Origin of the sequence: Sporanaerobacter acetigenes DSM 13106 (assembly GCF_900130025.1) — a bacterium.
In the GTDB taxonomy this organism is placed as follows: Bacteria; Bacillota; Clostridia; order Tissierellales; family Sporanaerobacteraceae; genus Sporanaerobacter; species Sporanaerobacter acetigenes.
In genome coordinates this window covers 16,427-43,376 of sequence record NZ_FQXR01000003.1, presented here as the reverse complement: position 1 = coordinate 43,376, position 26,950 = coordinate 16,427, and the positions used below count along the sequence as shown (strand labels likewise).

At 31.4% G+C, this 26,950-nt stretch carries 32 protein-coding genes and 1 riboswitch; of the genes, 29 read left to right on the top strand and 3 right to left on the bottom strand.

The window, feature by feature from the left end:
* The first annotated feature begins 2 nt into the window (after positions 1-2).
* From BUA21_RS02395 to BUA21_RS02315, 18 genes are all read left to right on the top strand, one after another.
* Positions 3-977 carry a hypothetical protein gene (locus BUA21_RS02395; protein ID WP_072743063.1) on the top strand — a complete coding sequence of 325 codons (975 nt, stop codon included), beginning with the start codon at positions 3-5 and terminating at the stop codon, positions 975-977.
* 16 nt (positions 978-993) lie between these two features.
* Positions 994-1,122 (top strand): M18 family aminopeptidase, encoded by a 129-nt coding sequence (locus tag BUA21_RS15170; RefSeq protein WP_143147119.1) that lies wholly within the window; start codon positions 994-996, stop codon positions 1,120-1,122.
* Between the two features lie 30 nt (positions 1,123-1,152).
* Entirely contained in the window at positions 1,153-1,455 is a 303-nt protein-coding gene (locus BUA21_RS02390) for a phage head-tail connector protein (RefSeq protein WP_072743061.1), read from the top strand.
* A 4-nt stretch (positions 1,456-1,459) separates the two neighbouring features.
* Positions 1,460-1,792, top strand: coding sequence for a hypothetical protein (locus BUA21_RS02385; protein ID WP_072743059.1), 333 nt, complete (start codon positions 1,460-1,462; stop codon positions 1,790-1,792).
* A complete protein-coding gene (locus BUA21_RS02380) occupies positions 1,792-2,313 on the top strand; it encodes an HK97-gp10 family putative phage morphogenesis protein (protein ID WP_072743058.1) in 522 nt (173 codons plus the stop codon). The genes BUA21_RS02385 and BUA21_RS02380 overlap by 1 nt, the downstream gene beginning before the upstream one ends.
* Position 2,314: 1 nt before the next feature.
* Complete coding sequence (locus BUA21_RS02375; protein WP_072743057.1) at positions 2,315-2,668, top strand: hypothetical protein; 354 nt, start codon at positions 2,315-2,317, stop codon at positions 2,666-2,668.
* A gap of 17 nt (positions 2,669-2,685) precedes the next feature.
* A complete protein-coding gene (locus BUA21_RS02370; RefSeq protein ID WP_072743055.1) occupies positions 2,686-3,111 on the top strand; it encodes a phage tail tube protein in 426 nt (141 codons plus the stop codon).
* Between the two features lie 91 nt (positions 3,112-3,202).
* The gene (locus BUA21_RS02365) at positions 3,203-3,808 is read left to right on the top strand and encodes a DUF4352 domain-containing protein (protein ID WP_072743053.1); all 606 of its coding nucleotides are present in this window, start codon (positions 3,203-3,205) and stop codon (positions 3,806-3,808) included.
* A gap of 60 nt (positions 3,809-3,868) precedes the next feature.
* Positions 3,869-4,234 (top strand): DUF6096 family protein, encoded by a 366-nt coding sequence (locus BUA21_RS02360; protein ID WP_072743051.1) that lies wholly within the window; start codon positions 3,869-3,871, stop codon positions 4,232-4,234.
* Between the two features lie 14 nt (positions 4,235-4,248).
* The gene (locus tag BUA21_RS02355) at positions 4,249-4,590 is read left to right on the top strand and encodes a hypothetical protein (protein WP_072743049.1); all 342 of its coding nucleotides are present in this window, start codon (positions 4,249-4,251) and stop codon (positions 4,588-4,590) included.
* Positions 4,587-8,060 carry a hypothetical protein gene (locus tag BUA21_RS02350; protein WP_072743047.1) on the top strand — a complete coding sequence of 1,158 codons (3,474 nt, stop codon included), beginning with the start codon at positions 4,587-4,589 and terminating at the stop codon, positions 8,058-8,060. The genes BUA21_RS02355 and BUA21_RS02350 overlap by 4 nt, the downstream gene beginning before the upstream one ends.
* Before the next feature lie 12 nt (positions 8,061-8,072).
* Entirely contained in the window at positions 8,073-8,432 is a 360-nt protein-coding gene (locus BUA21_RS02345) for a DUF6711 family protein (protein ID WP_072743045.1), read from the top strand.
* Positions 8,433-8,436: 4 nt separating this feature from the next.
* Positions 8,437-10,044 carry a hypothetical protein gene (locus BUA21_RS02340; RefSeq protein ID WP_072743042.1) on the top strand — a complete coding sequence of 536 codons (1,608 nt, stop codon included), beginning with the start codon at positions 8,437-8,439 and terminating at the stop codon, positions 10,042-10,044.
* Between the two features lies 1 nt (position 10,045).
* On the top strand, positions 10,046-11,326 hold the full coding sequence (locus tag BUA21_RS02335; RefSeq protein WP_072743041.1) for a hypothetical protein: 1,281 nt from the start codon (positions 10,046-10,048) through the stop codon (positions 11,324-11,326).
* A gap of 50 nt (positions 11,327-11,376) precedes the next feature.
* Complete coding sequence (locus BUA21_RS02330) at positions 11,377-11,607, top strand: hypothetical protein (RefSeq protein ID WP_072743038.1); 231 nt, start codon at positions 11,377-11,379, stop codon at positions 11,605-11,607.
* A 4-nt stretch (positions 11,608-11,611) separates the two neighbouring features.
* Positions 11,612-12,325, top strand: coding sequence for an N-acetylmuramoyl-L-alanine amidase family protein (locus BUA21_RS02325; protein WP_072743036.1), 714 nt, complete (start codon positions 11,612-11,614; stop codon positions 12,323-12,325).
* A gap of 1 nt (position 12,326) precedes the next feature.
* The gene (locus tag BUA21_RS02320) at positions 12,327-12,632 is read left to right on the top strand and encodes a phage holin family protein (protein ID WP_072743035.1); all 306 of its coding nucleotides are present in this window, start codon (positions 12,327-12,329) and stop codon (positions 12,630-12,632) included.
* A 274-nt stretch (positions 12,633-12,906) separates the two neighbouring features.
* Entirely contained in the window at positions 12,907-13,281 is a 375-nt protein-coding gene (locus BUA21_RS02315; RefSeq protein ID WP_327198033.1) for a sigma-70 family RNA polymerase sigma factor, read from the top strand.
* Positions 13,282-13,443: 162 nt separating this feature from the next.
* Here BUA21_RS02315 and BUA21_RS02310 read toward each other — a convergent pair whose 3' ends face one another.
* Positions 13,444-13,695, bottom strand: coding sequence for a hypothetical protein (locus tag BUA21_RS02310; RefSeq protein ID WP_072743031.1), 252 nt, complete (start codon positions 13,693-13,695; stop codon positions 13,444-13,446).
* Positions 13,696-13,964: 269 nt separating this feature from the next.
* Here BUA21_RS02310 and BUA21_RS15065 point away from each other — a divergent pair, with 269 nt between their 5' ends.
* On the top strand, positions 13,965-14,408 hold the full coding sequence (locus BUA21_RS15065; protein ID WP_072743029.1) for a transposase family protein: 444 nt from the start codon (positions 13,965-13,967) through the stop codon (positions 14,406-14,408).
* Positions 14,374-15,720, top strand: coding sequence for an ISL3 family transposase (locus BUA21_RS02300; protein WP_327198032.1), 1,347 nt, complete (start codon positions 14,374-14,376; stop codon positions 15,718-15,720). Before BUA21_RS15065 ends, BUA21_RS02300 begins: the two co-directional genes overlap by 35 nt.
* A 46-nt stretch (positions 15,721-15,766) precedes the next feature.
* Here the strand turns inward: BUA21_RS02300 and BUA21_RS02295 are convergent, their stop codons facing one another.
* Both BUA21_RS02295 and BUA21_RS02290 read right to left on the bottom strand, forming a co-directional pair.
* Positions 15,767-16,126, bottom strand: coding sequence for an ATP-binding protein (locus BUA21_RS02295; RefSeq protein ID WP_269844715.1), 360 nt, complete (start codon positions 16,124-16,126; stop codon positions 15,767-15,769).
* Positions 16,127-16,154: 28 nt separating this feature from the next.
* Positions 16,155-16,745: a YhcN/YlaJ family sporulation lipoprotein gene (locus BUA21_RS02290; protein WP_072743026.1), complete on the bottom strand. Its 591-nt coding sequence runs from the start codon at positions 16,743-16,745 to the stop codon at positions 16,155-16,157.
* A gap of 157 nt (positions 16,746-16,902) precedes the next feature.
* On the opposite strand from BUA21_RS02290, the gene aroE reads away from it, so the two are divergent.
* From aroE to BUA21_RS02245, 9 genes are all read left to right on the top strand, one after another.
* Positions 16,903-17,769 carry a shikimate dehydrogenase gene (gene aroE, locus BUA21_RS02285; protein WP_072743025.1) on the top strand — a complete coding sequence of 289 codons (867 nt, stop codon included), beginning with the start codon at positions 16,903-16,905 and terminating at the stop codon, positions 17,767-17,769.
* Between the two features lie 26 nt (positions 17,770-17,795).
* Positions 17,796-19,478, top strand: coding sequence for a GspE/PulE family protein (locus tag BUA21_RS02280; RefSeq protein ID WP_199229041.1), 1,683 nt, complete (start codon positions 17,796-17,798; stop codon positions 19,476-19,478).
* A gap of 10 nt (positions 19,479-19,488) precedes the next feature.
* The gene (locus BUA21_RS02275; RefSeq protein WP_072743023.1) at positions 19,489-20,541 is read left to right on the top strand and encodes a type IV pilus twitching motility protein PilT; all 1,053 of its coding nucleotides are present in this window, start codon (positions 19,489-19,491) and stop codon (positions 20,539-20,541) included.
* Positions 20,542-20,553: 12 nt separating this feature from the next.
* Positions 20,554-21,759 (top strand): type II secretion system F family protein, encoded by a 1,206-nt coding sequence (locus BUA21_RS02270; protein WP_072743020.1) that lies wholly within the window; start codon positions 20,554-20,556, stop codon positions 21,757-21,759.
* Positions 21,757-21,844, top strand: a riboswitch (cyclic di-GMP riboswitch). It overlaps the preceding gene by 3 nt.
* 137 nt (positions 21,845-21,981) lie before the next feature.
* Positions 21,982-22,419, top strand: a complete 438-nt coding sequence (locus tag BUA21_RS15165; RefSeq protein WP_072743018.1) for a type II secretion system protein — start codon at positions 21,982-21,984, stop codon at positions 22,417-22,419.
* Between the two features lie 92 nt (positions 22,420-22,511).
* Complete coding sequence (locus BUA21_RS02260) at positions 22,512-23,267, top strand: prepilin peptidase (protein ID WP_072743016.1); 756 nt, start codon at positions 22,512-22,514, stop codon at positions 23,265-23,267.
* 26 nt (positions 23,268-23,293) lie between these two features.
* Positions 23,294-24,706 carry a prepilin-type N-terminal cleavage/methylation domain-containing protein gene (locus tag BUA21_RS02255; protein ID WP_072743014.1) on the top strand — a complete coding sequence of 471 codons (1,413 nt, stop codon included), beginning with the start codon at positions 23,294-23,296 and terminating at the stop codon, positions 24,704-24,706.
* Between the two features lie 6 nt (positions 24,707-24,712).
* Positions 24,713-25,333: a PulJ/GspJ family protein gene (locus BUA21_RS02250; RefSeq protein ID WP_072743013.1), complete on the top strand. Its 621-nt coding sequence runs from the start codon at positions 24,713-24,715 to the stop codon at positions 25,331-25,333.
* Positions 25,334-25,343: 10 nt separating this feature from the next.
* Positions 25,344-26,945: a pilus assembly PilX N-terminal domain-containing protein gene (locus tag BUA21_RS02245; RefSeq protein WP_072743011.1), complete on the top strand. Its 1,602-nt coding sequence runs from the start codon at positions 25,344-25,346 to the stop codon at positions 26,943-26,945.
* Positions 26,946-26,950 lie beyond the last annotated feature (5 nt).

The following is a 26,950-nucleotide window of genomic DNA, read 5'->3' as shown; positions in this document are numbered from 1 at the left end:
TTATGGATAAAACAGGACTAAATAATTTTAAATTAAATTTACAATTTCATGCAAAACCAAATGTTTTAGAATATGCAAAGATATTTATGGAACAATTAGATAAGCAAGTAGTTGCACAAGCTACATCTGGATGGATGGAAGCTAATGCAGGGCTTGTTAAGTATAATGGTGGAGATGAAGTGAAAATTCCTATAATCTCTATGGATGGACTTGGAGATTATGACAGAACCAATGGATTTGTTGATGGTTCAGTAACATTAGAGTATGAGACAAAAAAACTAACTCAAGACAGAGGTAGAACATTCCAGTTAGACAGAATGGATGTAGATGAAACAAACTTTGTCGCAACTGCTGCAAATGTAATGGGAGAATTCCAAAGAACATTAGTTATTCCTGAAATTGACGCATATAGATATAGCTCTATTGCAAGCCAAGCTATAGCTAAAAAATCAGCAGTAGGAGGATACACAGCAGATGCAGCAACAATATTATCAAAACTAAAAGAGGATATATATACAATTTATGATGTAGCAGGAGAAATTCCTCTAGTGATTACAATGAATATGCAAATAGCAGCAATACTTGAAAATTCAACAGAACTAGCTAAACAACTATCGGTAATAGACTTTACTCAGGGAGACATCAAGACTATTGTAAGGGGAATAGACAACAACCCTATCATCAAAGTTCCTTCTATGAGAATGAAAACCAAGTATGTATTTAATGATGGTAAAACAGTAGGACAGGAAGCAGGAGGATTTAAAGCAGATGCTGCAGCAAAGAATATCAACTGGATCATCACTCCTAGAACTGCTCCTATAGCAGTATCAAAGACTGATAAGATTAGAATATTTGAACCAGACATGAACCAAAAGGCAGATGCTTGGAAGCTTGACTATAGAAAGTATCATGATTTATGGATAAAAGATAATCAATTTACTGCAATGAGGGTAAATATCAAAGAAGCATTAGCATAATAGGTGGTGATGATAAGTGTTTAAACTAGAAAGACTAAATGTAGTTAAAATAGTAGCTACAGAATATGAAAAAGAAAAATTAGAAAGCAAGGGGTTTGTTGAAGTGAAGGAAAATGAAAAACCAAAAGGGAAGGCTACTAAATAGTGGCCTTCTTTTTATTGAGTAGGTGATTATATGGAGCAGCTAGATAGATTGAAAATAAAATTAGGGGTATCTTTGGGAGATACGGACGAAGATAATTTGCTGAATTTGTACTTAGAAGATGCAGAAAATGAAATATTAGAATTAACTCATTTGGATAAAATTCCATCTAATTTATTATCAACTCAAATAGATTTAGCTATTATTATGTATAACAAACAAGGAATTGAAGGGCAAACAAGCCATAGCGAAGGTGGAATAAGCAGATCCTTTGAAGAAGGTATTCCTGAAAGCATAATGAAGAAAATTAGATCCGCAAGAAGATTGCCGAGGTGATTATATGAGACTTAGGCAAAGGGATTTAAAACCTTATACAGTAAAAAAACACGGTACCTTTAAAGACACAGATGGTACTAAATATACAGGGTATGAACCTACAGACAAAACCATCAAGGCCAATATTCAACCGGCAGGCGGCAAAATGTTAAGTGAAATATATGGGTTGAGATTAGCTTATATGCTTACTATGTATTGTCAAAGTAATGTAGATATAAAAGAAAATGATGGCGTGTGTGCCTATGTAGATAATACTAAAGATCCTGATTATAAAATAGTGGCTATTAGACGATATAACACACACACTGTAGCTGATTTAGAGAAGGTGAATCGTTAATGACTATTGAAGGATTAGACAGTCTATTGAAAAAGCTAAATAATTTGAGTATTAATGCTAATGAAGTGGTCAAGAAAGGTGTAGCAAACGCAACTAAAAAAGTACAAGGAGACGCAAAGGACTTAGCCCCAGTAAACTATGGCCAATTAAGAAATGGAATAGTAACAGATGTAAAAGAAGAAGTTGGAGAGGTAATTGGAGAAATATCAGCAACAGCAGAACATAGTGCATATGTGGAGTTTGGTACCGGACCAGTAGGGAGGGCTTCTCCAAAGGACTTACCTCCAGGAATAGAACCTCAATATAGGGAAGGAATGTGGTGGATACATGAAAGCCAAATAGATCCAGCTATAGCCGAACAGTATCACTTTATAAAGATAGAAACAAAAGATGGTGTGTTTTATGGAACTTATGGCCAAGCCGCACAACCTTATTTGTATCCAGCTATGAAACAGAATGAAGAATATATAAAAGAATCCATTGCTGCTAGTGTGAGAATGGAAATAAAGAAGGGCGATTGATGTGTATGATATAAAACCTAAGGTAAATCAATTATTAGAAGAAATAGTAGGAGAAGACAATGTATCAGATTCATACCCTGATGATTTTACTAATTTACCTAAGATATCTTTTTATGAGCAATTTAATAATGATCATTTTAAAAAAGGCCCTGAATTACTGACTGAAATAGTAATTCAAATAGATATATGGCACAACAGAAGTACAGGAGAATTGGCTAAGCAAGTAAACGAAAAGATGAATTCCATTGGATTTAGAAGAGAGTTTATGGGAGATGTACCTGACCCAAAGGTAAAACATAAAACAATGAGATTTAGAGGAATTGTAGATAAAAGAAATTTAATAGTGTACCAATAATAAAGGAGTGAAGTATAATGGCAGGAACAAGTTTCAATGAAACGAAAATTAGCTATAAAGAGGGAACAATGACAGATTACAAAGAGATTGATCTTCTAATGGAAATTCCTGAAATAGGTGGGGACCCTGAAAAAATTGACGTGACTACTCTGTCAGATAAACATAAGAAATATATCCCCGGCATATCAGATTTAGGAGATTTGAACTTTGTATTTTTACATGATAATAGTTCTGCTACATCAAACTACAGAGTATTGAAAAAAATGCAAGATGAAAACAAAATAGCTAGTTATAAAGTAGAATACCCTGATGGTAGCGGACATGAATTTGACGCTTATGTGAGTGTTAAAATAGCAGGCGGTGGGGTGAATACTGCAAAGACATTTACAGCTAGTATGTTCCTACAATCAGAAATAAAGGATATTAATCCTACAGGAGTATAAGAGACAATATGAAGCCGTCTCTTTATGCTTGAAATTTCCTCCAATGTATAGTATTCTAAAAATATCAAAGAATAACATTAGGAGGGGTTCTATGGAAGGGAAAAAGAAGAAATCAATATTTAAAAGATGGTGGTTCTGGGTTATTGTAATTATAATTATCATAGCTGCAACTAGTGGAAATGATAACGAGCCAAAACAAGCAACGACAAAACAAGAGGATCAAGCAGTGGTTGGAGAAAACAAAGAGGAAGAAAAAGAAGAAGTCGTTGAAGAAGAGCCAATTTACAACATAGGAGATTCTTTTAAAACTGGAGATTTGGGAGTTACAATTCTAGAAGTAGAAGAAAAGAAAGAATTTAAAAGTGATAATGAATTTATAGAGAATGTAACCACAGATGGGAAATTTATAGCAGTAACAGCAACATTGACTAATAATGATACTAAGCCTAGAACATTTTCATCAATGCAATTCAATATAATAGATAATCAAGGTAGAAAATTTGATACTTATACGGATGCAAAGCTAATGATGATACTAGGAGACAAAGATATATTTTTAGAAGAATGTAATCCCGGCATGAGTAGAACAGGGATATTTGTATTCGAAGTACCAGAAGATGTAAATGAATATTCATTGAAAGTTTATAGCGGAGTTGGTTTTGAAGCTAAAACATCTGCAACTGTAAAATTAAAATAATAAGGGCACTTACTTTTGTAGGTGCTTTTTCTATGTCTAAAAATAGAAAGGATGATATAAATGAGATATACAGAATTTAAAGTAGGAGATAATGAATATAAATTAAGGCTTGCAGCAAATGAAATGGTTAATATAGAAAAGAAAATAGGGGCTAATATATTAGATATATTCATGAAAGAAGGTCAAATTCCTACTATGGAAGAATTGCTGATGGTTCTCCATGGTTCACTTCAAAAGTTCCAACATAACATCACTCTAGCAGATACTTATGATATTTATGATGAATATGTAGATGATGGCGGTACTTTTGAAGATTTAATAGAAGTAATCATAGATGTATTTGAGGTAAGTGGTTTTTTCAAGAAAGAGGATCTAGAGGAGGGGAAAAAGAAGCTGGAGGAATCACAGAAGAAAAAGAGCAAATAAATAATTGCACAGAATTGTTTAAAAAACTGTATCCAATTGCTGCAGAAAATGGCGTGGATACAGTTTTTTATTGGGATATGACTTATGGAGAGATTATAGAAGCTATAGAAAGCAATCAAAGGAAAACCAAATTAGCAATGCAGTTTCAAGCCAACATAGCTTATCAATTAGGTTCCTTGATAGGAATAGCCTTTAATGATCCTAAGAAATATCCGACTAGTGCTAAAGAAGTATTTCCTAGTTTGTTTGAAGAAGAAATTGAAGAAGAACCTAAGCAGCAAGATTGGCAGATAATGAAAGAAAGAATAGAAAAGTATAACACATACCTCAAACAAAAGAGAGGTGAGACTGATTGACGATAGAGGAATTGAAAGTAGTTATTTCAGCAAAAACAGAAAAGTTGCAAGAAGGTATAAACAAGGCTACAAATAGATTAAAGGATTTTAAAAAGTCGTCTAATGATACAAGCTCTGCCATGGGCGGAAGTGTAAAAGAAATGCAGAAAAAATTAGAATCATTAAATTCTAGTTTTGAAAAAACTCAAGAAAAGATATTGGGCATAAAAGAAGAGTTAGGAAGATTAGATGCTGCACGAGACGAGATTATAGATAGCTATAAAGATTTTCCAGCTTTTTCGGGAATGACAAAAGATGAAAGTTTAGAACAAATGCTTAAATCGGATAGTTCTTTTCAAAAATTATCAGAAGAAATAGATAGACTTCAAACTAGAATGCAACCTTTAATAGATAAAAACAACCAAACTAAAAAAGAAATGGGCGAACTAGGAGAAGCTATCAATAATGCAGGTAAAAGGGCAGAAAATGCTGGAAATAAATTTAATGAAGCAGGAGAAAAAGTTCGGAGACTTGGGATTCGGTCTAGGCTGGCAGGAAAGCATATATTTGAAGCAGGCAATAAAGTAACAAGACTTGCACATGTGATTGATATGTCATTAAAAAGAGTATTGAGAAGAATTTTTATATATGCAGTAATGTACAAGGCAATAAGAGGAATGATTGACTATCTAAATGCAGCACTTAAAACTAATAAAGAATTTGTGCGTTCATTAAATGTTATCAGAACTAATTTAAGAGTAGCTTTTCAACCTATTTATGAATTTGTATTGCCGGCACTAAATGCATTAATGAGAGGAATGGCAACTGTAACAACTTATATAGCAAGTGCTGTATCGGCCTTGTTTGGAAAAACATATAAGCAGAGTCATAATGCAGCAAAAGGACTAGAAAAGACTAAAAAGAACATGGCGGGAGTAGGAGGTGCTGCTAAAAAGGCTGGCAAAGAAATTAAAGGGGCATTAGCTCCTTTTGATGAGTTAAATACATTGAATTTGGACAAAGGCTCTGATGATTCTGGTGGTGGCGGAGGTGCTGGTGATTTTGAAATGTTACCTATGGATCAAATAGATACGAGTGGGCTAGATGAATTTAAAGAGAAATTAGCTACAATATTTGAACCTTTTAAAAAAGCATGGGAAAATGAAGGTCAAGCTACTATAGATGCAATAAAGTATGCATTTGGAGAGATAAAGGAACTTATAAAGGCTATAGGAAGGTCATGGGTTGAAGTTTGGACAAATGGAACAGGCCAAGCAATACTAGAGACTACATTAAGAATACTTCAAAATATATTCAACACTATAGGGGATATGGCACAATCTTTCACTAAAGCATGGGAAGAAGCAGGGTTAGGGACTTCAATAATGCAGCATATACACAACATAATCCAACATATATTAACTCTTGCAGAAAGATTAACTGGAGCTTTTAGAGAAGTGTGGGGCGAAGTTGGAGATAAGCTTGCTAAAATATTCCTTGAAACGCTGAATAATATATTGGCTACACTGGATCATTTAGGAGAAAAGCTAGTATGGGTATGGGACAATGGCGGAGAGCATTTATTTAAAGGATTTGTAAGACTAGGAGCTAAAATAGCTGAACTTGTAATGTTTATCTTAAATGAATTTGTATTGCCTTTTGTTAACTGGTTTATAGATTTAATGGCTCCAGCAGTTGCTAAATTATGTGACTGGACAGGAAATCTCCTAGATAAATTTGTAGAACTAATAGATTGGCTAATGGGTGACGGATATCCTGTTCTAGAGACGATTGTAACAGTTTTAGGCAGCTTAGCTATAGCTTTTGGAGTAGTAAAGGCGGCCATAGCAGCCAAAACAGTAGTCTTAAATATTTACAAAACTGCAATGTCAGCAGCTTTTATAATGGGAGAATCTTTCAAAGGTGGATTAGTTGCCTTTCTTGGACCAGCAGGCATAGCTGTAGTAGCTATAGGCGGAGTAATAGCTGCAAGTACTTTAATGTATAAACATTTTAGTAAAGAAGTTATTCCGGAAGTACAGTTATTTGGGAAAGAAACGTCAGAAGCAACAAAAAAAGCAGTAGGAGGTTTTTTAGACTTAAATGATCAGGCGACTGTGGCCCTTAATCAATTGTCTTGGAGTGGTCAAACAGTAACTAAAGAAATAGCGGATAATATTTCAGGGAACTTTTTGCAAATGACCCAGCAAGTCCAAAGTGGTTTGGATAAACATCATAAAGAGTCATTGTCTAAAATGCAAAATTTTGTAGATGGTAGCACTAATCTATCTAAAGAAGAACAAGAAGAAATACTGCGAAACATGCAGGAAGGATACGAGGTCAAAAAGAGAGAAGTTGCAGAAAGTGAAGCGAGAATAAAAGAAATACTTAATACCGCCTCACAAGAAAAGCGAGAATTAACAAGGCGGGAGCAAGAAAAAATCAATTCCATCCAACGAGAAATGGTAGAAACAGGCGTACAAGTACTTTCAGAAAGTGAAGTTGAATCTAAAGCGATAATGGAAAGAATGAAAGCTCAAGCAGGAGAGATTTCCGCTAAGCAAGCAGTAGAAGTTGTACAAAATAGTTTAGAACAGAAGGATAAAGCTATACAAGCAGCAGAAGAACAATATAATGATGTGATAAAAGAAATTATTAGGCAAAGGGACGAAGCTGGTACTTTGTCAGAGGAACAAGCAGACAAACTAATACAGGAAGCTACAAGACAAAGAGAAGAAGCTATTAGTAAAGCTACTGATATGCATAACAAAGTAGTTGAACAAGCTAAATCACAGGCGGGGGAGCATGTCAATCAGGTAAATTGGGAAACCGGAGAGGTTAAAACTAAATGGCAAGTCATGAAAGAGGATGTAATAAAAAAAGCAAAAGATATAAGGGATGGCGTAAAAGATAAATGGAATGAGATGTGGCAAAGTATTAAAGATATGAAGAACGCACTAGTAGATGCAATGATGAGTCCATTTAAGATTGCAGATAAACAAATACACGGAGTAATAGGAGACGCTAGAAATTGGGGTAGAAATCTTATCCAGAACTTTATAGATGGTATAAATGCTATGATAGGCAAAGTAAAGAATGCAGTAACAAAAGTAGCTGACACCGTAGCTGACCGTTTAGGGTTCCACTCACCAGCGAAGAAAGGGCCAGGCAAAGATGCGGATAAATGGATGCCTAATCTCATGGACATGATGGCAGAAGGTATTGAAAATAATGTATACAAGATAGAAGGTTCTGTTGATATGACAGCTAGAACATTGCAAGGTGTAGAAAGCCCTGATAATTCAATAGCCAATGCAGTTGGGAATGCAGTACTGCAATCAATGCAAGCAGCACAAATGCAATCCAATAGTTCAAATAATCAATCTGGAGATATAGTACTAAAAATAGGAGAAACTGAATTCGGAAGAATAGCAATTAAGTCGATTAACACAGAGCAAAAACGTGTTGGCAAGACATTACTAATCATATAAAGGGGTGGCAGGATGATAATAAAAATAAATGGACAAGAAATAGCAGCATATCCTGCTGCTTTTCTTGTTACGACTTTAGATTTGGATGATGGAGAAACATCAGTTAGAACTGCTGATGGGATTTTAAATAGAGACAGGATAGCTGTAAAAAGAAAAATAGAAATGTCCTTTGGCGGACTTGAATGGGATAAAGTATCTGCAATATTACAATCTATTCAAGACGAATTCTTTGAAGTATATTATCCTGATCCAATGACAGGAGGATACGAAGCTAAAACCTTCTATGCTGGCGATAGACCTGCAACAATTGCTATTGCGAAGGGAGATACAATTATATGGGAAGGTTTAAAATTATCCTTGATTGAGAGGTGATAACTTGTATCCTATATCAGAAAAATTTAAAACATATTTAAAAAAAAGTGGTAGGGAATTTGAAACTAAAGTTGCTATAGATGATACAACTGTACTAGGCACGAGTTCAATAGTTGAATTTGATATAGAAGAGGCTTGCATAGATGAAGAAGAGTTTAGCCTAGGGGCTGTGATTTCCTCTAGGTTAAACATGAAACTAAAAACAAATATAGATATATCTTCTAATGCTAAAGTACAACCATATATAAGAATGAATGGAGCAGAAGGATATACAGAATGGCTACCTCTTGGTGTATATTATGTTGACTCTAGAAATGTAAAAAATGATGTAGTTTCTTTAGCTTGCTTTGACAGATTAATCCTTGCACAAAAAATATATCATTCTGGTTTAAATTATCCTACTAAAATGGAATTAGTTATGAATGAGATAGCAGTATTATTGGGAGTAGAATTAGATGAAAATTTATTTATTAATCAAGATTATATAATCGAGGAAAAACCAGATGGATATACAATAAGAGAAGTATTAAGTTTCATAGCAATATCTCATGCTGCAGCAGTGAAAATAAATAAAGAAGGAAAGCTTGAATTTATTAAATTTAGTGATAGAGAAATAAAAGAAACATTGACAACAAAAGATTATGCTACTTGTAATATTACCAATCCTACTAAGACATATTTAAGAGTTGTAGCTAATTATAACAGCGATATTGAAGAAAGCGAAATTGGAGCTGGAGAAGTAGATGAAACTTTGTTTTTCTATAATCCATACATTACAGAAACAATGTTAGAAAGTATATTTAATGATTTAAACGAAATGTCTTATACTCCTATTAATATGAATTGGAGAGGTAGACCAGATTTAGAGGCTGGAGATTGGGTTGAAATAGTACAAAGAGACGGAACAATACTAAAAGCTCCTTTGCTAAGGAATAAATTCATATATAAAGGTGGCCTTAAAGAAACTTCATCTTCTCCTTCATATACAGCTCAACAATCTGAATATGGATTTGGCGGGGGATTAAAAGACAATATAAAGCAGATAGAGAAAAGGCTTGGCGTCTATGTACTAACTACAAATGCAAAATCATTTGAAGTAAATGGGAGTTCACAAGTAAAAATGGTACTTCCGATATCGGCTATGGATGATACTTCTATAGAGTTTACTATTGTTATAGTAGGACAAGCAAGTACAGATTCTACCTTAGAAGTAGAAATGAAAAGAGATACTGGATTATTTGGTAATAGTTATAAATGTTTTGTAAGAGAAGGCTGGAACACTGTAAACATATCGTTTTTAGCTAAGGATATACCTCAGTTCGCAAATAATATTAGATTAATGCTTAGAATGGAAAAAGGAATATTCACAGTAGAACCACAGCAAGCTCAATTTTATGCTTATGGCGCAAATTTGCTTGCAAGTTCTGGTATACCTTATGCAAGTGTTGAAGATTATGTTGATATAGGAGAAATTATTAACATAAATGAAAATGCTTTTGTTACATTTACTGAAGATATTAAAGTAGAAAAAACAACTGAAAATACAGAAATGGAAATGAATATAATAAATATAACTGATAGTATAGATATTTTAATGGAAGTGGGTGAATAATTTGAAAGATAAATTAAATTTAGGCAATAATTTAGGTGTGAAAGGTAGAGTTACAGTAGAATTAAGAAACGCAAAGACTGGTGAAGTGGAATTTAAGGAAACCAAAGATAATTTCATTGGCAATGGATATAAACTTTGGGCTAAATATATTCAAAAGAAAGAAATATTGTCAAATGTATTAGGGATAAATAAAATAGTTGATTATTCAAATAACAATTATTTATATGCCCCAACCCCATTTATAATGGTGGTATTGACAAATGATGATAGTGAAAAAGACCCTGAGAATGAATTTGGATATAAAGGCGACATAATAGGATATGCTTTTAGAAATGAAACTTATTCAGGCGACGATTCGCAGAAAGGAACTATTAATACAGCTGAAACCATTAAAGATAAAAATAAAATAACACATATTTTTGATTTTCCTACACATGCAGCAAATGGCACATTTCAAAGTATAAATTTTGCTAGCGGTAAACTAGGAAGGTATGGCCAAGGGTATGCAAAGGAAACAATATCAGGATTAAAATTTAATTTTAGAGACAAAATAGCTTATAGGGATGGTTATATATGGCTGTTAATGAATAAAGAAATAAAGAAATATAATACTAAGGATAATACAGTAGAGGATTTGTTTGTTCTTAACTTTGATTCGTGTGGCATAGATTATTATAATGGGTACATTTATATAACAAATTATGTTAGTTCTAACTATGAATCTACAATTTTTAAATTTGATTTAGAAGGAAATTTGGTAGATAAAATAACTACATCTTTGCCATATTTAGTAAACCCAGTATGTGCAGAAGATGGTTTTTGGGTTTTAAGCGATAGTCCAAATACTCATAATTTAACTGGAATGCAATATGATAAGGCCATTTATAAGCTAGATTTAAATGGGAACATAGTAAATTATAAGGAATCGCCAATATATATTTCCTATAAGTCAGGTTTTGACATTAAAGGTGATACTCTTTTTCTTTCTAAAGGGAGGGAGGATAATCGTTATGATTATTTTAAGGCACTTAATCATATTAATTTGGTAAATGGTGAAGTACGAGCTTTTTATACTTATACCGACGGTTTATATTCAATTACTGCCATTGATGCAAATAAAGGAATATTATATGGGATTACCGATCTTAATGGTCCATATTGTTTAACTAAAATCCAATTGGCAGGATTATCTTCTAGGGTATTATTAACTGCACCACAAACGAAGAATAACGCGCAAACAATGAAGGTGACTTATGAATTAATGTTTGACGATTTAATATAGGGACTTAGCTTGCTAGGTTCTTTTTTTATATCAATTTATGGAGGTGCTATATGGAAAGTGAAATAATAGTGGCGTTAATAGCATTTGCAGGTACATTGATAGGGAGTTATTTTGGACAGCGAAAGAGTACAGCTCTTATAGCGTATCGATTGGAACAGTTAGAAAGCAAAGTGAGTAAACATAATTCAGTTGTAGAAAAAACATATATTTTAGAGGAAAAAATGAAAGTTGCTAACCATAGAATTGAGGATATAGAATTGAGGATTTGGAACAGGAGGTGAGAAAATGAGGATAAGATTAAATGCTGGACATGGCGCAGGTAAAGAGCATAACCGTGGTGGAGTACTATTTAATGAAGGAGACAACAACTTCCACTATTCATTAGTTTTAAAAGCTGAACTGGAAACATACGAGAATGTTAAAGTAGATTTAGTTAGAAATAAAATTACAGATAACCCATCTTTAGCTCAAAGAGCGAAAATGGGCCAAGGATATGACTTATATCTAGCAATCCATAGTAATGCAGCAAGTGATTCTAGTGTCAGAGGTACAGAGGTTTGGGATTCTGTGGAGAGGCCAAACAAGCAACTTGCTCAATTACTATGCGATACAACTGCTATATTTTTCAATCACAGAAACAGAGGGGTTAAATATAAGGAGGGGAAAACAGGTTATAACTGGTATGGAGAACTAAGATTTAATCAAGCTAAATCATCGATGATTATAGAAAATGGATTCCATACTAATAGAGAAGATAGTTTAATATTTAGAGACAAGCAAAAAGAACTTGCAGTAGTACAAGCAAGGACAATTGCAAGTTTTTATAATTTAAAGAAGAAAGCTATAAAAGAAGATAAACCTCACTGGGCGCAAAAACATTATGATAGCTTAAAGGCAAAAGGTATGGAAATACAAGAAACAAGGTTTGATGATAAAATCACCAGAGGTGAAGTATTTGCATTACTAGATAGAATTACAAATTATAAGGAGGTAAAATAATATGACAGGCGAAGAAATACTACAATATATATTGCCAGAGATAGTCATACTTATTCCTGTACTAATAATTCTAGGACAGGCCATAAAACAAATTCCAAAAGTCAAGGATTGGACTATTCCAATTATTTTGGCAGTGATTGGAATTGTTGTATCAATACTCATTCTAGGGTTTGAGAATGGGTTTACAGGATCCATAGTTTTAAATGGAGTATTGCAAGGAATACTTTGTGCTGGTATGGCGGTATATGTGCATCAACTTACTATACAGAGTACAAGGAAAAGAAAAGAAGATGAGGACCAGGACTAAAATCCTGGTCTTTTTTTATTTTTTGGCAATGAATTTTATAAATGGACAACTTGCATAAAATGGGCTTAAATATCTAGCACAGAACAAGATTTGATGTATAAAGTAATATAATTGGTACACTACATATTAAAAACACAATACAAGGCAAATATGGAACAATAGCAACCATACACAACACAATATTTATATAAATAAACATGATATTTTTTGTTTGTTTAGAATAACTCTATATATATAATGTAGAAACTAAATATAATGTTGTCTTTTAGACAGCATAGATAATGAAATACTTATGACTATTCGTGCTGATAAAAAGTCTAAAGTGGAGGTTTCTCTTCAAGAACCTATTGGAGTAGACAAGGAAGGCAATGAAATATCTCTAATTGATATATTAGGGACTGATGCGGATGAAGTTATTGACGAAGTAGATTTAAAAATACAAGTAAAAAAATTGTACTCCAAAATAAATGAAGTTTTGAAGGGAAGAGAAAAAACTATTATCGAATTGAGATATGGACTAATTGATGGTGGATGCAAAACTCAAAGAGAAATAGCAAATTTTCTAGGAATATCTAGATCCTACGTATCTAGAATTGAAAAAAGAGCTATAAAAAAACTAAACAAAGCTTTTGAAAATCAAAGCTGTTAAATAAAATAAAAATCCGGGATTCCCGGATTTTTATTTGCTAGGGGTTAACATCTATATTGGACAAAGTAGGTAGTTGAGTATTTTTTTAGCTTGATATTCCTGCTTGTCCAATATAGATGTTATAACTTTAATTTTTAGAGTACTAAAACCTTTTATGTTTTTTTATTTTACACGTTTTAAAATAAATTCCTCATGTTTAGATACTTCCTCTTCAATTTTATTTAGCTTATCTGGATTTTGTTTGTAGCCATCAAATAGAGCATTGATTTTAGGTTGTATATCATTTTCAATAGTTACATTAGTTTTTTTTACTTCATCTTTAAGATTATTTTGCCCTACTTTTAATGTAGATACATCTTTTATTAGCTCGCCTACTTGTGCAGCAATTAATTCTAACAATTCTCTATCAGTCATCTTTGTTCTTACTCTCCTTATATATCATTATTTACTTTTTATTTCATAATATTTTATATTTTTATTTTATAATGTTCTTTATTATCAAAAGTGTTTTATATTTTATTACATATTATTATATATTATATTGTTTCTAAAATAAACATTCAGATGATATTTTTTAAAATTCGTGTATTTGTCAAGTGAAAAATGGTTCTTTCCAATGTTAGTTGATTTAATGCATAAATTTTAGTATAATACCTCCATATTAACATATGGAGGTATTTAAATTGGATGCTTTAATTAAGTTATTAGATGAAAACTTAGAATATATATCCCATGAAATAATAGAAGATACCATTTATATACACATAAAATCAAATAAAATAGTGGCTTGCTGTCCTCATTGTAATACTCCTTCTGAGAGGATACATTCTCATTACACAAGAAGCTTTCAAGATCTTCCCATATCAGGAAAGAAAACAGTTTTAATTTTAAATAATAGAAAGTTCTTTTGTGATAATGAGGATTGTAATAGAAAAACTTTCGCTGAAAAATTTGATTTTATCGAACATAAAGCTAAAAAAACCAAAAGATTAGAAGCCGAAATAATAAATCTATCAAAAAACATGAGTTTAATATCAGCATCTAAATTATTAGGAAAAAGTGTTGCAACTGTAAGTAAAAGCACAGTATGCAATATTTTTAAAAAAAGAAACACAAATATTAGATAAAGATAAAATTAAAAAGGTTTGTATTGACGATTTTGCTATTAAAAAAAGAAATAAATATGCAACGGTTATGATAGATATAGAAACCAGAAAGATTGTAGATATATTAGAATCAAGAGATTATGAAGAAGTAAAAAGATGGTTAAGTTCATTTCCAAATCTGGAATTAATATCAAGAGATGGTTCAATAGTATATAATAAGGCTATAAAAGATGCACATCCAAAGTCAATTCAAGTTTCAGATAGATTTCATATATTAAAAAACCTGACAGATTACTGTAAACAATATATTAAAAGAATATTTAAAAATAAAATCGAGATAGGGAAATTAGAAAACATTAATTCTGGAGAAACATTACATTTGAAAGAAAAATATAAATTTAAAACAAAATGGGATTTGATACTTAAGGTTAAGGAACTACGAGATTTAAAATACAAAGTTAATGATATAGCTTCTATTTTAGGTATGAGTAATAAAACTGTGATAGCATATTCAAAAATATCTAATGAAGATAAAGAAAAATACGATAAAATAACAAATGCTGAAGCTAAGTCCTCAGATATATCAAAGAGTAAAGAATACTTAATTAATAAAGTTAAAGAATTAAGTAGCGAGGGGAAATCCATGAGAAAAATAGCTGAAGAAATGGTTCTTGATAGAAAGACTGTAAAAAAGTATTTAGAATCTGATGAAAATTGGAACCATACATCAAAGGGAGTCAAGAAAAAAAGTAAACTTGATAATTACAAAAATTTAGTTAAAAAATTTTATATAGATGGAATTAGTTCTAAAGAAATATACAAAAAAATTAAAGCCAAAGGCTATACGGGTAGTGAATCTCTTATAAGAAAATTTATTACTGATTTTAGATCTGAAACTATTGAAGAAAATGAGGCAGTAGATATAAGATATGTAGAAACGAATGATTTAATTAGCTTATTATATAAACCTATAGAAAAGGTGGAAACTATTACATTAGAGGAGTTTGAGGTAGTATTAGATAGATATGAAAAATATAAGATAATCTTTAATATAGTAGAGGAATTCAAAGAAATATTATTTGGTAAGGATAGCACAAAATTAAATACATGGATAACAAAATCTAAGGCCCTAGGTATTAAGGAATTAAACAGCTTTATTACTGGTATTACAAGGGATATTGAGGCAGTAGAAAATGCCATTAACTATGAATATAGCAATGGTTTAGCCGAGGGGAAAATAAACAAAATAAAGGTAATAAAAAGAATAATGTATGGCAGATGTACTTTTGAGATATTAAGAAATAGGGTGTTGCAGATAGAGTATAATACTTAGTTCAACTAAGGCTGGAAAGAACCTAAAAATTGTACAATTTTTAGAATTAATTATTACTACTTTTTTTGCTTTCTAATAAATCCATTTTTCCTTTTAACCTATGTTTATCAATCGGCAAATAGCCTATTTCATCAATAATTAACAACTTGTATTTAGAAAAATGTTTTAACTTGGTTTCTAATCTGTTTTCTGCATGAGCCTTATTTAATTGCATTATCAAGTTATGACAGGATATAAAGTATGTTAGGTATCTCTTTTTAACTGCAGCGATTCCTAATTTTACAGCGCCAGAAGTTCCAAAAAACAGTATATTCTCTTTATTTTCAATAAATCTTAAACTTTCTAAGTCGAAAAGCTGAGTTTTAGTCATTGAAGGCTGAAAATCAAAGTCTTTTGCTGTTAAAATAGATAAAAATCCGGAAATTTCCGGATTTTTATTTGCTAGGGGTTATCCTTCTGAGCATTTCTTGAATTTCATCAGTAAATCCAGTTATAGGTTTTCCATTACGTATATCCCTTGCCATATTGCTAATTCTTTTATATAAATCTGCATCCGCTGTAACTGTGACATTGTTTATATTTTTGTCGGTGTTTCTTACAGAACTTTCAACTTTTCTCTTTAAATCATTAGTCATATTGCCTTCTATATTATCTTTCATATCAATGCCGACTAAAGCTGTGTTCCCAGTTATTACACAAGTTGCACTATTTACTTCTTTTAATTTTGCAACATTTCTTGCTATTTTTTCAGCCCTATCAGTCATATTTAGATTTCTGTCAGTTCTAACCATATCTTTGTTTCTTGCATCATTGTTTAAGTTAGAATCAATTTTGTTGTTATCTATAGCATTATTGTTGCCAACTCTATTTTGGTTCGTATTTCTCCTCTGATTGGTTCCAACTCTATTTTCTATTCTTTCATTTCCCATATTTGGACGTTGAGGCGTTTTTGTCTGACATCCTGTAGCTGTAAAAACAAAAGCTAAAACTATTGTAAGAAAAATAGCTATTTTGTTATTCTTCAAATTCTTCACCTCCTAATTAATATTGTCTCATTTTATATTTTTTTTATGAAGGAATTTTAAGGGAAAACATATCATAATAAATCTTATCATAAATGATATGTTAAAAAAACAACAGAAGTGATATACTAATGATAAATAAATTTATAGGAGTGAGAAAATGAATATAAACTGGAATACTGAATTATACTGTTTAATAGGAGATCCAATTGAAAAAAGTTTGTCGCCTGAAATTCACAATTATATTTTTAATATAAATAATATGAATTGTAATTATATGTGTTTTAATGTTGAGGATAATAATTTAAAGCAAGTATTAGATACTTTTAAGATTTTAGGCATCAAAGGTTTTAATGTCACAATTCCCCATAAAATTCACATTATGAAATATTTAGATGATATTGATGAGGAAGCAAAATTGTTAGGTGCTGTAAATACTGTAAAGTATGTAAATGGGAAACTTATGGGATACAATACCGATGGAGCTGGATTTGTTAAATCTCTTGTAGATAGTGGAATTAGTATAAAGGGGAAAAAAATTTTGATTTTAGGTGCAGGTGGAGGAAGTCATGCTGTTTCTGTAAAATTGGCACAGAGTGGAGTAAAAAAGATTATAATTTTAAATAGAACTATAGAAAAAAGTAAACAATTGGCTTATAATATATCTAATAAATTTAAAAATATAGCAGTAGAATATGACGATTTGAAAAGTTTTTCCAAATATACAGATGTTGATATAGTTGTAAATTGTACTTCTATAGGAATGTATCCAGATATGGATGAGGTTCCTGTTGATATTTCGACTTTTTCTAATGAAACTGTAGTTTGCGATATCGTATATAAGCCAATTAAAACAAAATTTTTGCAAAGTGCAGAAGCAAATAACATGGAGATAGTTAGTGGTATAGATATGCTTATCAATCAAGCTATATTAAGTCAAAAAATATGGTTTTCTGTTGATGAAAATATGTTTCTAAATATTGATGAAATAAAAGGAATTTTATATGATAGTGTAGAATTAAAATAAAAATAGATTAAAAAAAGGTGAATTTTATGAGAATGAACAATATGAAATTGGGAGATCTTTTATTATATGCAAATAAAATTGACGACAAGCAATTAGAATTGGCACTAAATGAACAGAAAAAGAGCAATAGAAGACTTGGAGAAATAATGGTAGAAATGGGATTTGTCACAGAAAATGATATAATAGAAGTGCTGGAGTTTCAGTTGGGTATACCTCATGTAGATTTGGAAAAATATATAGTCAATCCTAAAATAGCTAAAATAATACCTGAAAATTTGGCAAGAAGATATGACTTGATTGCTATAGATAAAAAGAACGGGTATTTAATTGTAGCCATGGCTGATCCTTTAAATATTTTTGCTATAGATGATGTTAAACTTTCAACAGGATATGATATTCAGCCGGTCATATCTTCAAAATCTCATATTTTAAATGCTATTGAAAAGTATTATGAAGAAGAAGCGGCTAAAAAATTGCTAGAAGAATTTGAAGAATCTTATGAACCAACTTCAATTGAAGATATAGATAAAGAAGAACTTGTGGATGTGAACAGTGCTCCAGTTGTTAAGCTTGTAAATTCTATTATTGGACAAGCTATAAGGATGAGAGCCAGTGATATACATATAGAACCTTTTTCTGAAGAAGTAAGAGTTAGATTTAGGGTAGATGGGGATTTAGAAGAGATAATGATATTATCTAAAAACAGTTTATCTGCCATAACTACTAGAATAAAAATCATGGGCAAAATGGATATAGCAGAAAAGAGGATTCCTCAAGATGGTAGAGTTGAAACTAACCTTGAGGGAAAAGAAATAGATATGCGTATTTCTACTTTGCCTACGGTTTATGGAGAAAAAGTAGTTATAAGATTACTAGACAGAAGTAATTTTATGTTTACAAAAAGTCAATTGGGATTTAGAAAAAGAGATTTAGATACTTTTGATAAAATATTGGCTCAACCCTATGGTATTATATTGGTTACAGGTCCAACGGGAAGTGGGAAGACAACCACTTTATATACTGTATTGAAAGAACTCAATAGCATAGAAAAAAATATTATTACTGTTGAAGATCCAGTTGAATATAAATTGGAAGGTGTAAATCAAGTTCAAGTCAACAATAAAGCAGGACTTACTTTTGCCAGTGGTTTGAGATCTATTCTTAGACAAGACCCGGATATAATCATGGTTGGAGAGATAAGAGACTCTGAGACAGCAGAAATTGCAGTTAGGGCAGCTATTACAGGTCACTTGGTACTATCAACTCTTCATACCAATGATACTGCTTCAAGTATTGCTAGACTTGTAGATATGGGAATTGAACCTTATTTGATATCTTCTGCAGTCATAGGAATTATTTCTCAAAGACTTGTTAAGAAACTTTGTGACAAGTGCAAAGTACCTTATGAGGGCAGTGATATTGAGAAGGAAATTTTGGGTATAGATATAAGCGAAAACATTACTTTATATAAACCTAGTGGTTGCAATATATGTAACAACGGATTTAAGGGAAGAACTGCTGTCCATGAGGTAATGAATATAGATGAAGAAATAAGAAATCTTATAGATAAAAAGATGACTACAGATGATATTAGAAATTCTGCTGTAGGTAAGGGCATGAATACCCTATTTGAAAATACTAAAAAGCTTGCATTAGAAGGCACAACTACTATAGATGAAGTGTTGAGAGTAGGATATACTCTAGGATAGGAGGGCTTTGATGGAACTATTAGATTTAATAAAAATTGGAACGGAAAAAAATGCTTCTGATATTCACTTAACAGTTGGAGTACCACCTATATTTAGAATAAATGGATCATTGATAAAATATGGGGAAGAAACACTAAAACCTGAAGATACAAAAAAACTAGTTCAAGAGATATTAAATGAAAGACAGTTTGAAGAGCTAGATAAAAATGGTGAAATAGATACTTCTTTTTCTAACCCTGGAGTTGGAAGGTTTCGTGTTAATGCTTACAAACAAAGAGGTAGTTATGGAGCAGCACTTAGGATTATTTCACTTAAAATTCCTACTATGGAAGAATTAAGGCTCCCCAAATCAGCCAGTGATTTAGCTAGACAACCAAGAGGACTTGTTCTTGTTACAGGTCCAACGGGAAGTGGAAAATCTACTACATTAGCTTCTATGATAGATCTCATAAATCATGAAAGAAGCTGTCATATTTTGACACTTGAAGATCCAATCGAATATTTACATAAACACGACAAAAGTATTGTCAATCAAAGAGAAATTGGTTCTGATTCCCATAGTTTTTCAAATGCACTTAGGGCGGCTTTGAGACAAGATCCAGATGTGATATTAGTGGGAGAGATGAGGGATTTAGAGACAATAGGTATAGCTCTTACAGCTGCTGAAACAGGTCATTTGGTTTTTTCAACCCTTCATACTTTAGGAGCAGCTAAAACTATTGACAGGATTATAGATGTATTTCCACCTCATCAACAGCAACAAATTAGAATTCAATTTGCTTCTACTATACAGGGAATCATTTCTCAACAATTGTTGCAAAAAACTGATGGAAGCGGTAGAGTTGCTGCTTTTGAAGTGATGATTGCAACACCAGCTATAAGAAATTTGATTAGAGAGGAAAAATCTTATCAGATAGATACAGCTATTCAAACTGGTGCAAAGTATGGAATGGAAACTATGGACAATTCTATATTAGAATACTATAAAAAAGGGATGATATCAAGAGAAACAGCTTTAAATCAAGCATTTAATGTAGAACTCATGAAAAGATATGTGATTTAGGGTGGTGATGATTTGATTTATAAATATAGGGCTGTTTCAGATACAGGTCAAATCACAGAGGGAACCTTTGAAGGTCAAAGTACAGAAGATGTAGTATATATGCTTAGGGGAAAGAAATTTCATCCTATTTCTATTGAAGAAGCTGAAGTTTCAGATCCTAAAAGGGCAATTTCACTAAATTCTAAAGTGGGTAAAAAAGATATTGCTGTATTTTGCAGGCAGTTTTATACTATGCTCAATGCTGGAATAAGTATTGTAAGTTGTCTTGACATACTTGAAAAGCAAACTGAAAATAAAATTCTGAAGAATGCTATAAAAGAAAGTTATGAAGATGTACAAAAAGGTATGACTTTGTCTGAAGCAATGAAAAAGTATGAAAAAGCATTTCCAATGCTTTTGATAAACATGGTGGAAGCTGGAGAAGTGAGTGGTACTCTGGATGTCATCATGGATAGAATGGCTACTCACTATGAAAAGGAAAACAAAATTGATAATAAAGTCAAAAGTGCCTTTGTGTATCCAGTCATACTCATCATTGTATCCGTAGTAGTAGTTGTATTTTTGCTAGTCAATGTCATGCCTACTTTTATAGGTATGTTTGAAAGCAGTGGTGTAGCACTGCCAGGTCCAACTAGAGCACTATTAAATATGAGTGATAGACTTGAGAACTATTGGTATATAGACATTTCCATTATATTTTTGATAGTTGTAGGAATCAAGTTTTATAGTCATACAAATTCAGGAAGACTTTTGTTTGATACCATAAAACTCAAATTTCCTGGTATAAAAAGAACCAATATAAAGATCATCACATCCAGATTTACGAGAACTTTATCAACTCTTTTGTCCAGTGGTATACCTCTCATTCAAGCACTGGAGGTAGTGAGTAGAGTTGTTGGAAATGTAGTTGTAGTAAATGGGCTTGAAGAAGCTATAAAAGATATAAGAAAGGGAGTACCTCTGTCAAGTACCATAAGGGATATTGATGTCTTTCCTCCAATGGTATATTCTATGATTAAAGTAGGAGAAGAATCAGGTTCTCTTGATGAAATACTCCAAAAAACTGCAGATTTTTATGATGATGAAGTAGAAGTATCTCTTCAAAAAATGACAACAGCATTAGAACCTATACTTATAGTCGTTATGGCACTTATCATTGGATTTATAGTCATAGCTATGGCAATGCCAATGTTTGATATGGTGAACACAGTACAGTAGGTTTCAGGGCAAAACTATCGAAAGGTAGTGACGCAAAGCCAGAGTCTAAAGCTATCCTTGATAGCATGACCGTTCGGCTGCATAAATATATAAAAGTTTAATTTATGCAGCCTTTTTTATACATAAAATGAAAAACAAAAAATAATGTCAATTTGAGGAGGTGATTTAAAAGATAAATAAATGTCATTATTTATAAAAATTACAAATTAAGGGGGAAGAAAAATGTTTGAATACTTTGTAAAGAAATTAAGTAAAGACAACAGAGGATTTACATTGATTGAATTAGTAGTTGTAATAGCTATATTAGGAATATTGTCAGCAATAGCTGTACCAAGATTGAACAAATCCAGACAGACTGCAGCAGTGACAGCACATAATACAAACGTGAGAACATTAGAAAGTGCAGCAAACATGTATATCGCAGATAAGGGAATACCTAGTGATAAATCAGTAGTTTGGACAGGAGCAACGGATGAAGAATCAAAAAATTATGTTCAAGAATGGCCAATAGTGCCAAATGGCGTAAATATTGATGGTGAAACAATCAAAGCAGAAAAACCATATTCAGTAACTATAGGTACTGATGGTAAAATAACAGTTGAACCAGGTAGAGCAAAGATAGATGACACTGGTAAAATAGTAAAGCAAACACAGGAATAACACAAGGGAGCAACACAAGGGGACGGTTCTCCTGTGTTCCACTAGTCATAGAGCTGGTTTCATAAATCAAAAATCATCATAGGAGGCTACATATGCAGATATTTATATTCATCATAGGCACAATCATAGGTTCATTTTTGAATGTATGTATATATAGAATACCAAGAGAAGAATCTATTGTTTTTCCATCTTCTCATTGTCCAAATTGTAGCACTCCTTTAAAGTGGTACGAGCTTATACCGGTATTGAGTTTTACTTTTCAAAAGGGAAAATGTAGATACTGTGGAGAGCCTATTTCTCCACAGTATCCCCTTGTGGAACTTTTAAATGGATTTTTGTACTTGATTTTATTTAAACATTTTGGGGGAAGTTTAAGCTTCATATTTTATGCGATCATATTCAGTATTTTAATAGTCATAAGTATCATAGATTTTGAGTTTCAAATCATTCCAGATTCATTAAGCATTTCTATATTTATTTCAGCAATTGCATATAAAATTCTACAATATATATTGTATAGCATTTCACCCCAAATCCTCAATAGTACATTAGCACTAATTATTTCCAGTGGGCTATTTTTACTCATAGCTATATTATCAAAAGGCGGAATGGGTGGAGGAGATATAAAACTCATAGGAGCATTGGGATTTATATTGGGAATTAAATTGTCACTACTCAATATATTCCTATCATTCATACTTGGCGCAATCATATCTATATTTTTATTATTATTTAAAATAAAAGAAAAAAAAGACCCCATTCCCTTCGGTCCATTTATATGCATAGCCTTTATGATAGTAACGTTGTGGGGACAAAAAATTATAAGTTGGTATTTAATTCTTATGTAGTGTTTTTTAATATGGAGGAGTTTTAAGTGAAAATAAATTGTAAAAATAATAGAGGAATGTCATTAGTTGAAGTGATAATATCTATTGCCCTCATAGGAATCATAGCCATATCAATATTGCCTATGTTTGTTTTTTCATCTAAGTCAAATAAGAAAAATGAGATAAAAATGAATGCAATGAATATAGCATATAGTCAAATGGAATGGATAAAAGGGCTAAAATATGAGGATATTGGATATAAACCGAATGGAATAATTGAAAAAAATAAGTATATGAATGAAAAAGAGATAATTATAATAAATGGTATAGAATATACAATAAAAACAATTATATCATGGGAAAAAGCTAATTCACTTCTTCAAGGTGAATTGGGAAAGGCTATAAAGAAAGTAGAAGTTACAGTGTATTTAAAAAATAAAAAAATTGAATGTGCCACTTTAGATACATTAATTACATATGAACATGAGGGAGAACCTCAAGAACCTGGTAATTTATATGTATATGTTTTTATGAAAAGTAACGATACTCCAGTAGATGGTATTAAAATTAAACTAAAAAACTCTAATATAGGAGAAGAAATATGCACGGATAGAGAAGGACTAGCTACTTTTGGAGATTTGAGTGATGGTGAGTACACAATTATTCCAGAAGCAAATGGAAATATAATGTTTGAACCAACAGAAGTCGTAGATAACAATTATTTTACAAGTAGAATAGTTAATATAAATAAAAATAGCAAAGAAGAAAAATTTTATGGAGAATATCCAGTATTTTTAGAAGTAGATGTAAACAATTTATGTGATATGGATGATTTATGTATTTGTTTGCGGCCAGATGAGCATTCAGTCATACCTCCTGAAGACACCGATTTAAATGAATATATGGAAATCAAAAAATCTTTAAAAAGTATTGCTAATACAAAGTTGTGGTGGAAATGGACATATAAGTATGAAGTTTTTCAACAGGATACTGAAAATAAATATTTTTTAATAGATAAAAAATCAGATGAATTATGGAATGGTACATTTGAAGAGCCAGATGATAGGAACAATAAGAAAGAAGTTTATCTTGGTGTAGGTCTAAATCCTGAAAGTAATGTAGAAATGTATAATGAAAATGGAGAAATAAGAATAGAACTAAAATTTTCTGCTCCTCTAGGTGGATTTGAGAATATGGAGTTAAAGTTTAATGATAATATTAATATTATAGATAATTCTAAATATAAAGTAACAAAGTTAAATGAAATCAATGGTTTTTCAAAAGATATAATCATTGAAATAGATAATAAAGAAAATAATTTTACAATAGATAATGACAGTACAATAGATAATGACAGTACAATAGAAATAATAAATCCTGGAGATTTAATTGACGAGCATGGTATAAAGCTTGCACAAAAATTAAATAAATCAGTTTTAAAAATTGAAAATGGGGAGTAGTTCAATTTGAAAAAGCTACTTAAGAATAAAAAAGGTATAACCCTTGTGGAACTCTTAGTTACAATTGCATTAATAGGAATAGTTTTATCAATTATTTATAATATGTTTTTTATTTCAGCTAAAAATTATGAAAACATGTCAAACAAAGTTGAATTAAATAGAGATATCCGTTATTTTTTGATTAAAATTCAAAAAGAAATAAGTCAAGCTAGAAAAGCTAATGACAGCTACATTGATGAAAATGAATCAAAGGGAAAAGAGGGGCCAATATTCATTAAAGCTCAAAAATTTTGTATATATGTAGATTTAGACAGTGATGGAAAACCTGAATTGGTACAATATTATTTAGAAAATGGCAATTTGATGCGAAAACAAGTTAAATCAACTGATGAAAAATATCCCTATCTTAATTTTATTAATTTTACTGAGTCTAAGGTAGTATTGAAAAATTTAGATGAAGGACAAAAAATAGAAGATATATTTAAAGATATAAAAATCATTGATAAAGAATCTAAAAATAGACAGGAATATGAAGAGACGAGAAAAAGTGTAAACCTGAATTTTAAGATAAAAGGAAATGCTTATGAATACTATTTTTTCACGAAAAGTAAAGTTGAATTTGAGTAGGTGAATGAATATGAAAAAACATTATAAAAATGAGAAAGGTATAGTTCTTCCTATTGTAGTTATTGTTTTCTCTATAATGCTGATTTTAGGATTTTCTCTAATGAATACAACTGATAGTGAAACCAAGATAAATAAAAGAGATGAAGAATCCAAAAGAGCACTTCAATATGCTGAGGCAGGATATAATGCATATCTTTGGCATTTAAATGATGATGTAAATTTTTATAGTATTGAGCCTGAAAAATTAGATAAAGATACAAGAAAGCTTGTGAATGGTGAAGCTATAAAATTTAAAGGTGGTTTTTATAAAGTGAAAGTTGAAAAACCATCAGATACAGATAGGTATGTGAAGATTACTTCTACTGGATGGACTAAATCAAATCTATCCAATAAACGTACTATTGTAGCTAAAATAAGGAAAAAGCAATTTGTACATCAGGTTTATGTAAGTGAGAATGATGGTTCTAATATTTGGTGGACTTCAGGAGATGAATGCCATGGTCCATATCATACAAATGGAGTATTAAGGGTTCAAAAAACACCTAAATTTTATGATACTGTAACATATTCGGGTGGTATTGATGACCAAGTTAGAACTAGTAATAAAGAGCATGTATATTTAGCAGGTGAACCTAAAAAAGTTGAAAAATTAGGTTTTCCAAAGAACAATGAGGATTTGAAAAAATGGGCTGAAAAAGATAATATGGTTTTTAACGGTAGGACATGTATATATTTAGATGGGGATAATGTGAAAATTAGAAATGGAAATTCTAAAGAAATTAAATCATACAGTATTTCTCAAAATATAAAAAATTGTGTTATTTATGTTGAGGGAAATCAAAAAAATGAATATAGGAATTTTTACGATAAGTTTGACTTAAATGCTGCAAATGTCTTTGTATCTGGAACTTTAAATGGAAAATTGACAATAGCTGCAGAAAACAATATATATATTACAGCTATTGATCCTACAATTTGGGATATGCCAGAGTATTTTACAGACAAAGGTATTGAATACTATGGAACAAAATTTAATGGAAAAAAAGATGGAACAGGAACAGGCAGTGAAGAGATGTCAGCTTTGGATAGTGAAAAAAATATTTATACTAGATACGCTTTAAAGAAAAATGGTGGAGACGGGAAAGATATGTTGGGATTAGTTGCAAACAACGACGTAATGATAATGCACTATGGATGGTTTAAGTACAAAAATGAAAATGATCTTGATGATGAATCTTATCAGTATGATTGGGTTAAAGAACACTATTTGTTTTGGTATAGATGGGTTAAAGTGCCTAAAAAAATTGATGTAGCTCCCAAAGATATTATTATTGATTCAGCTATATTTGCAGTAAATGGCGGATTTGGATTTGAAGATTATGATATAGGAGGTTCAAAAGGTCATATAGTACTATGGGGAAATATAACTCAGAACAAAAGAAAAGAGGTGGGTACATTTAACAGTAATAATGGTGAAAATATAACTGGTTACAAGAAAAAATATGCCCATGATCCACGCATGTTTTATGATTATCCTCCACATATACTTGAGCCAACCAATGTTGGCTGGGAAGTCATAGAGTGGAAAGAAATAGATGCTCATCTACACTAGAAAGG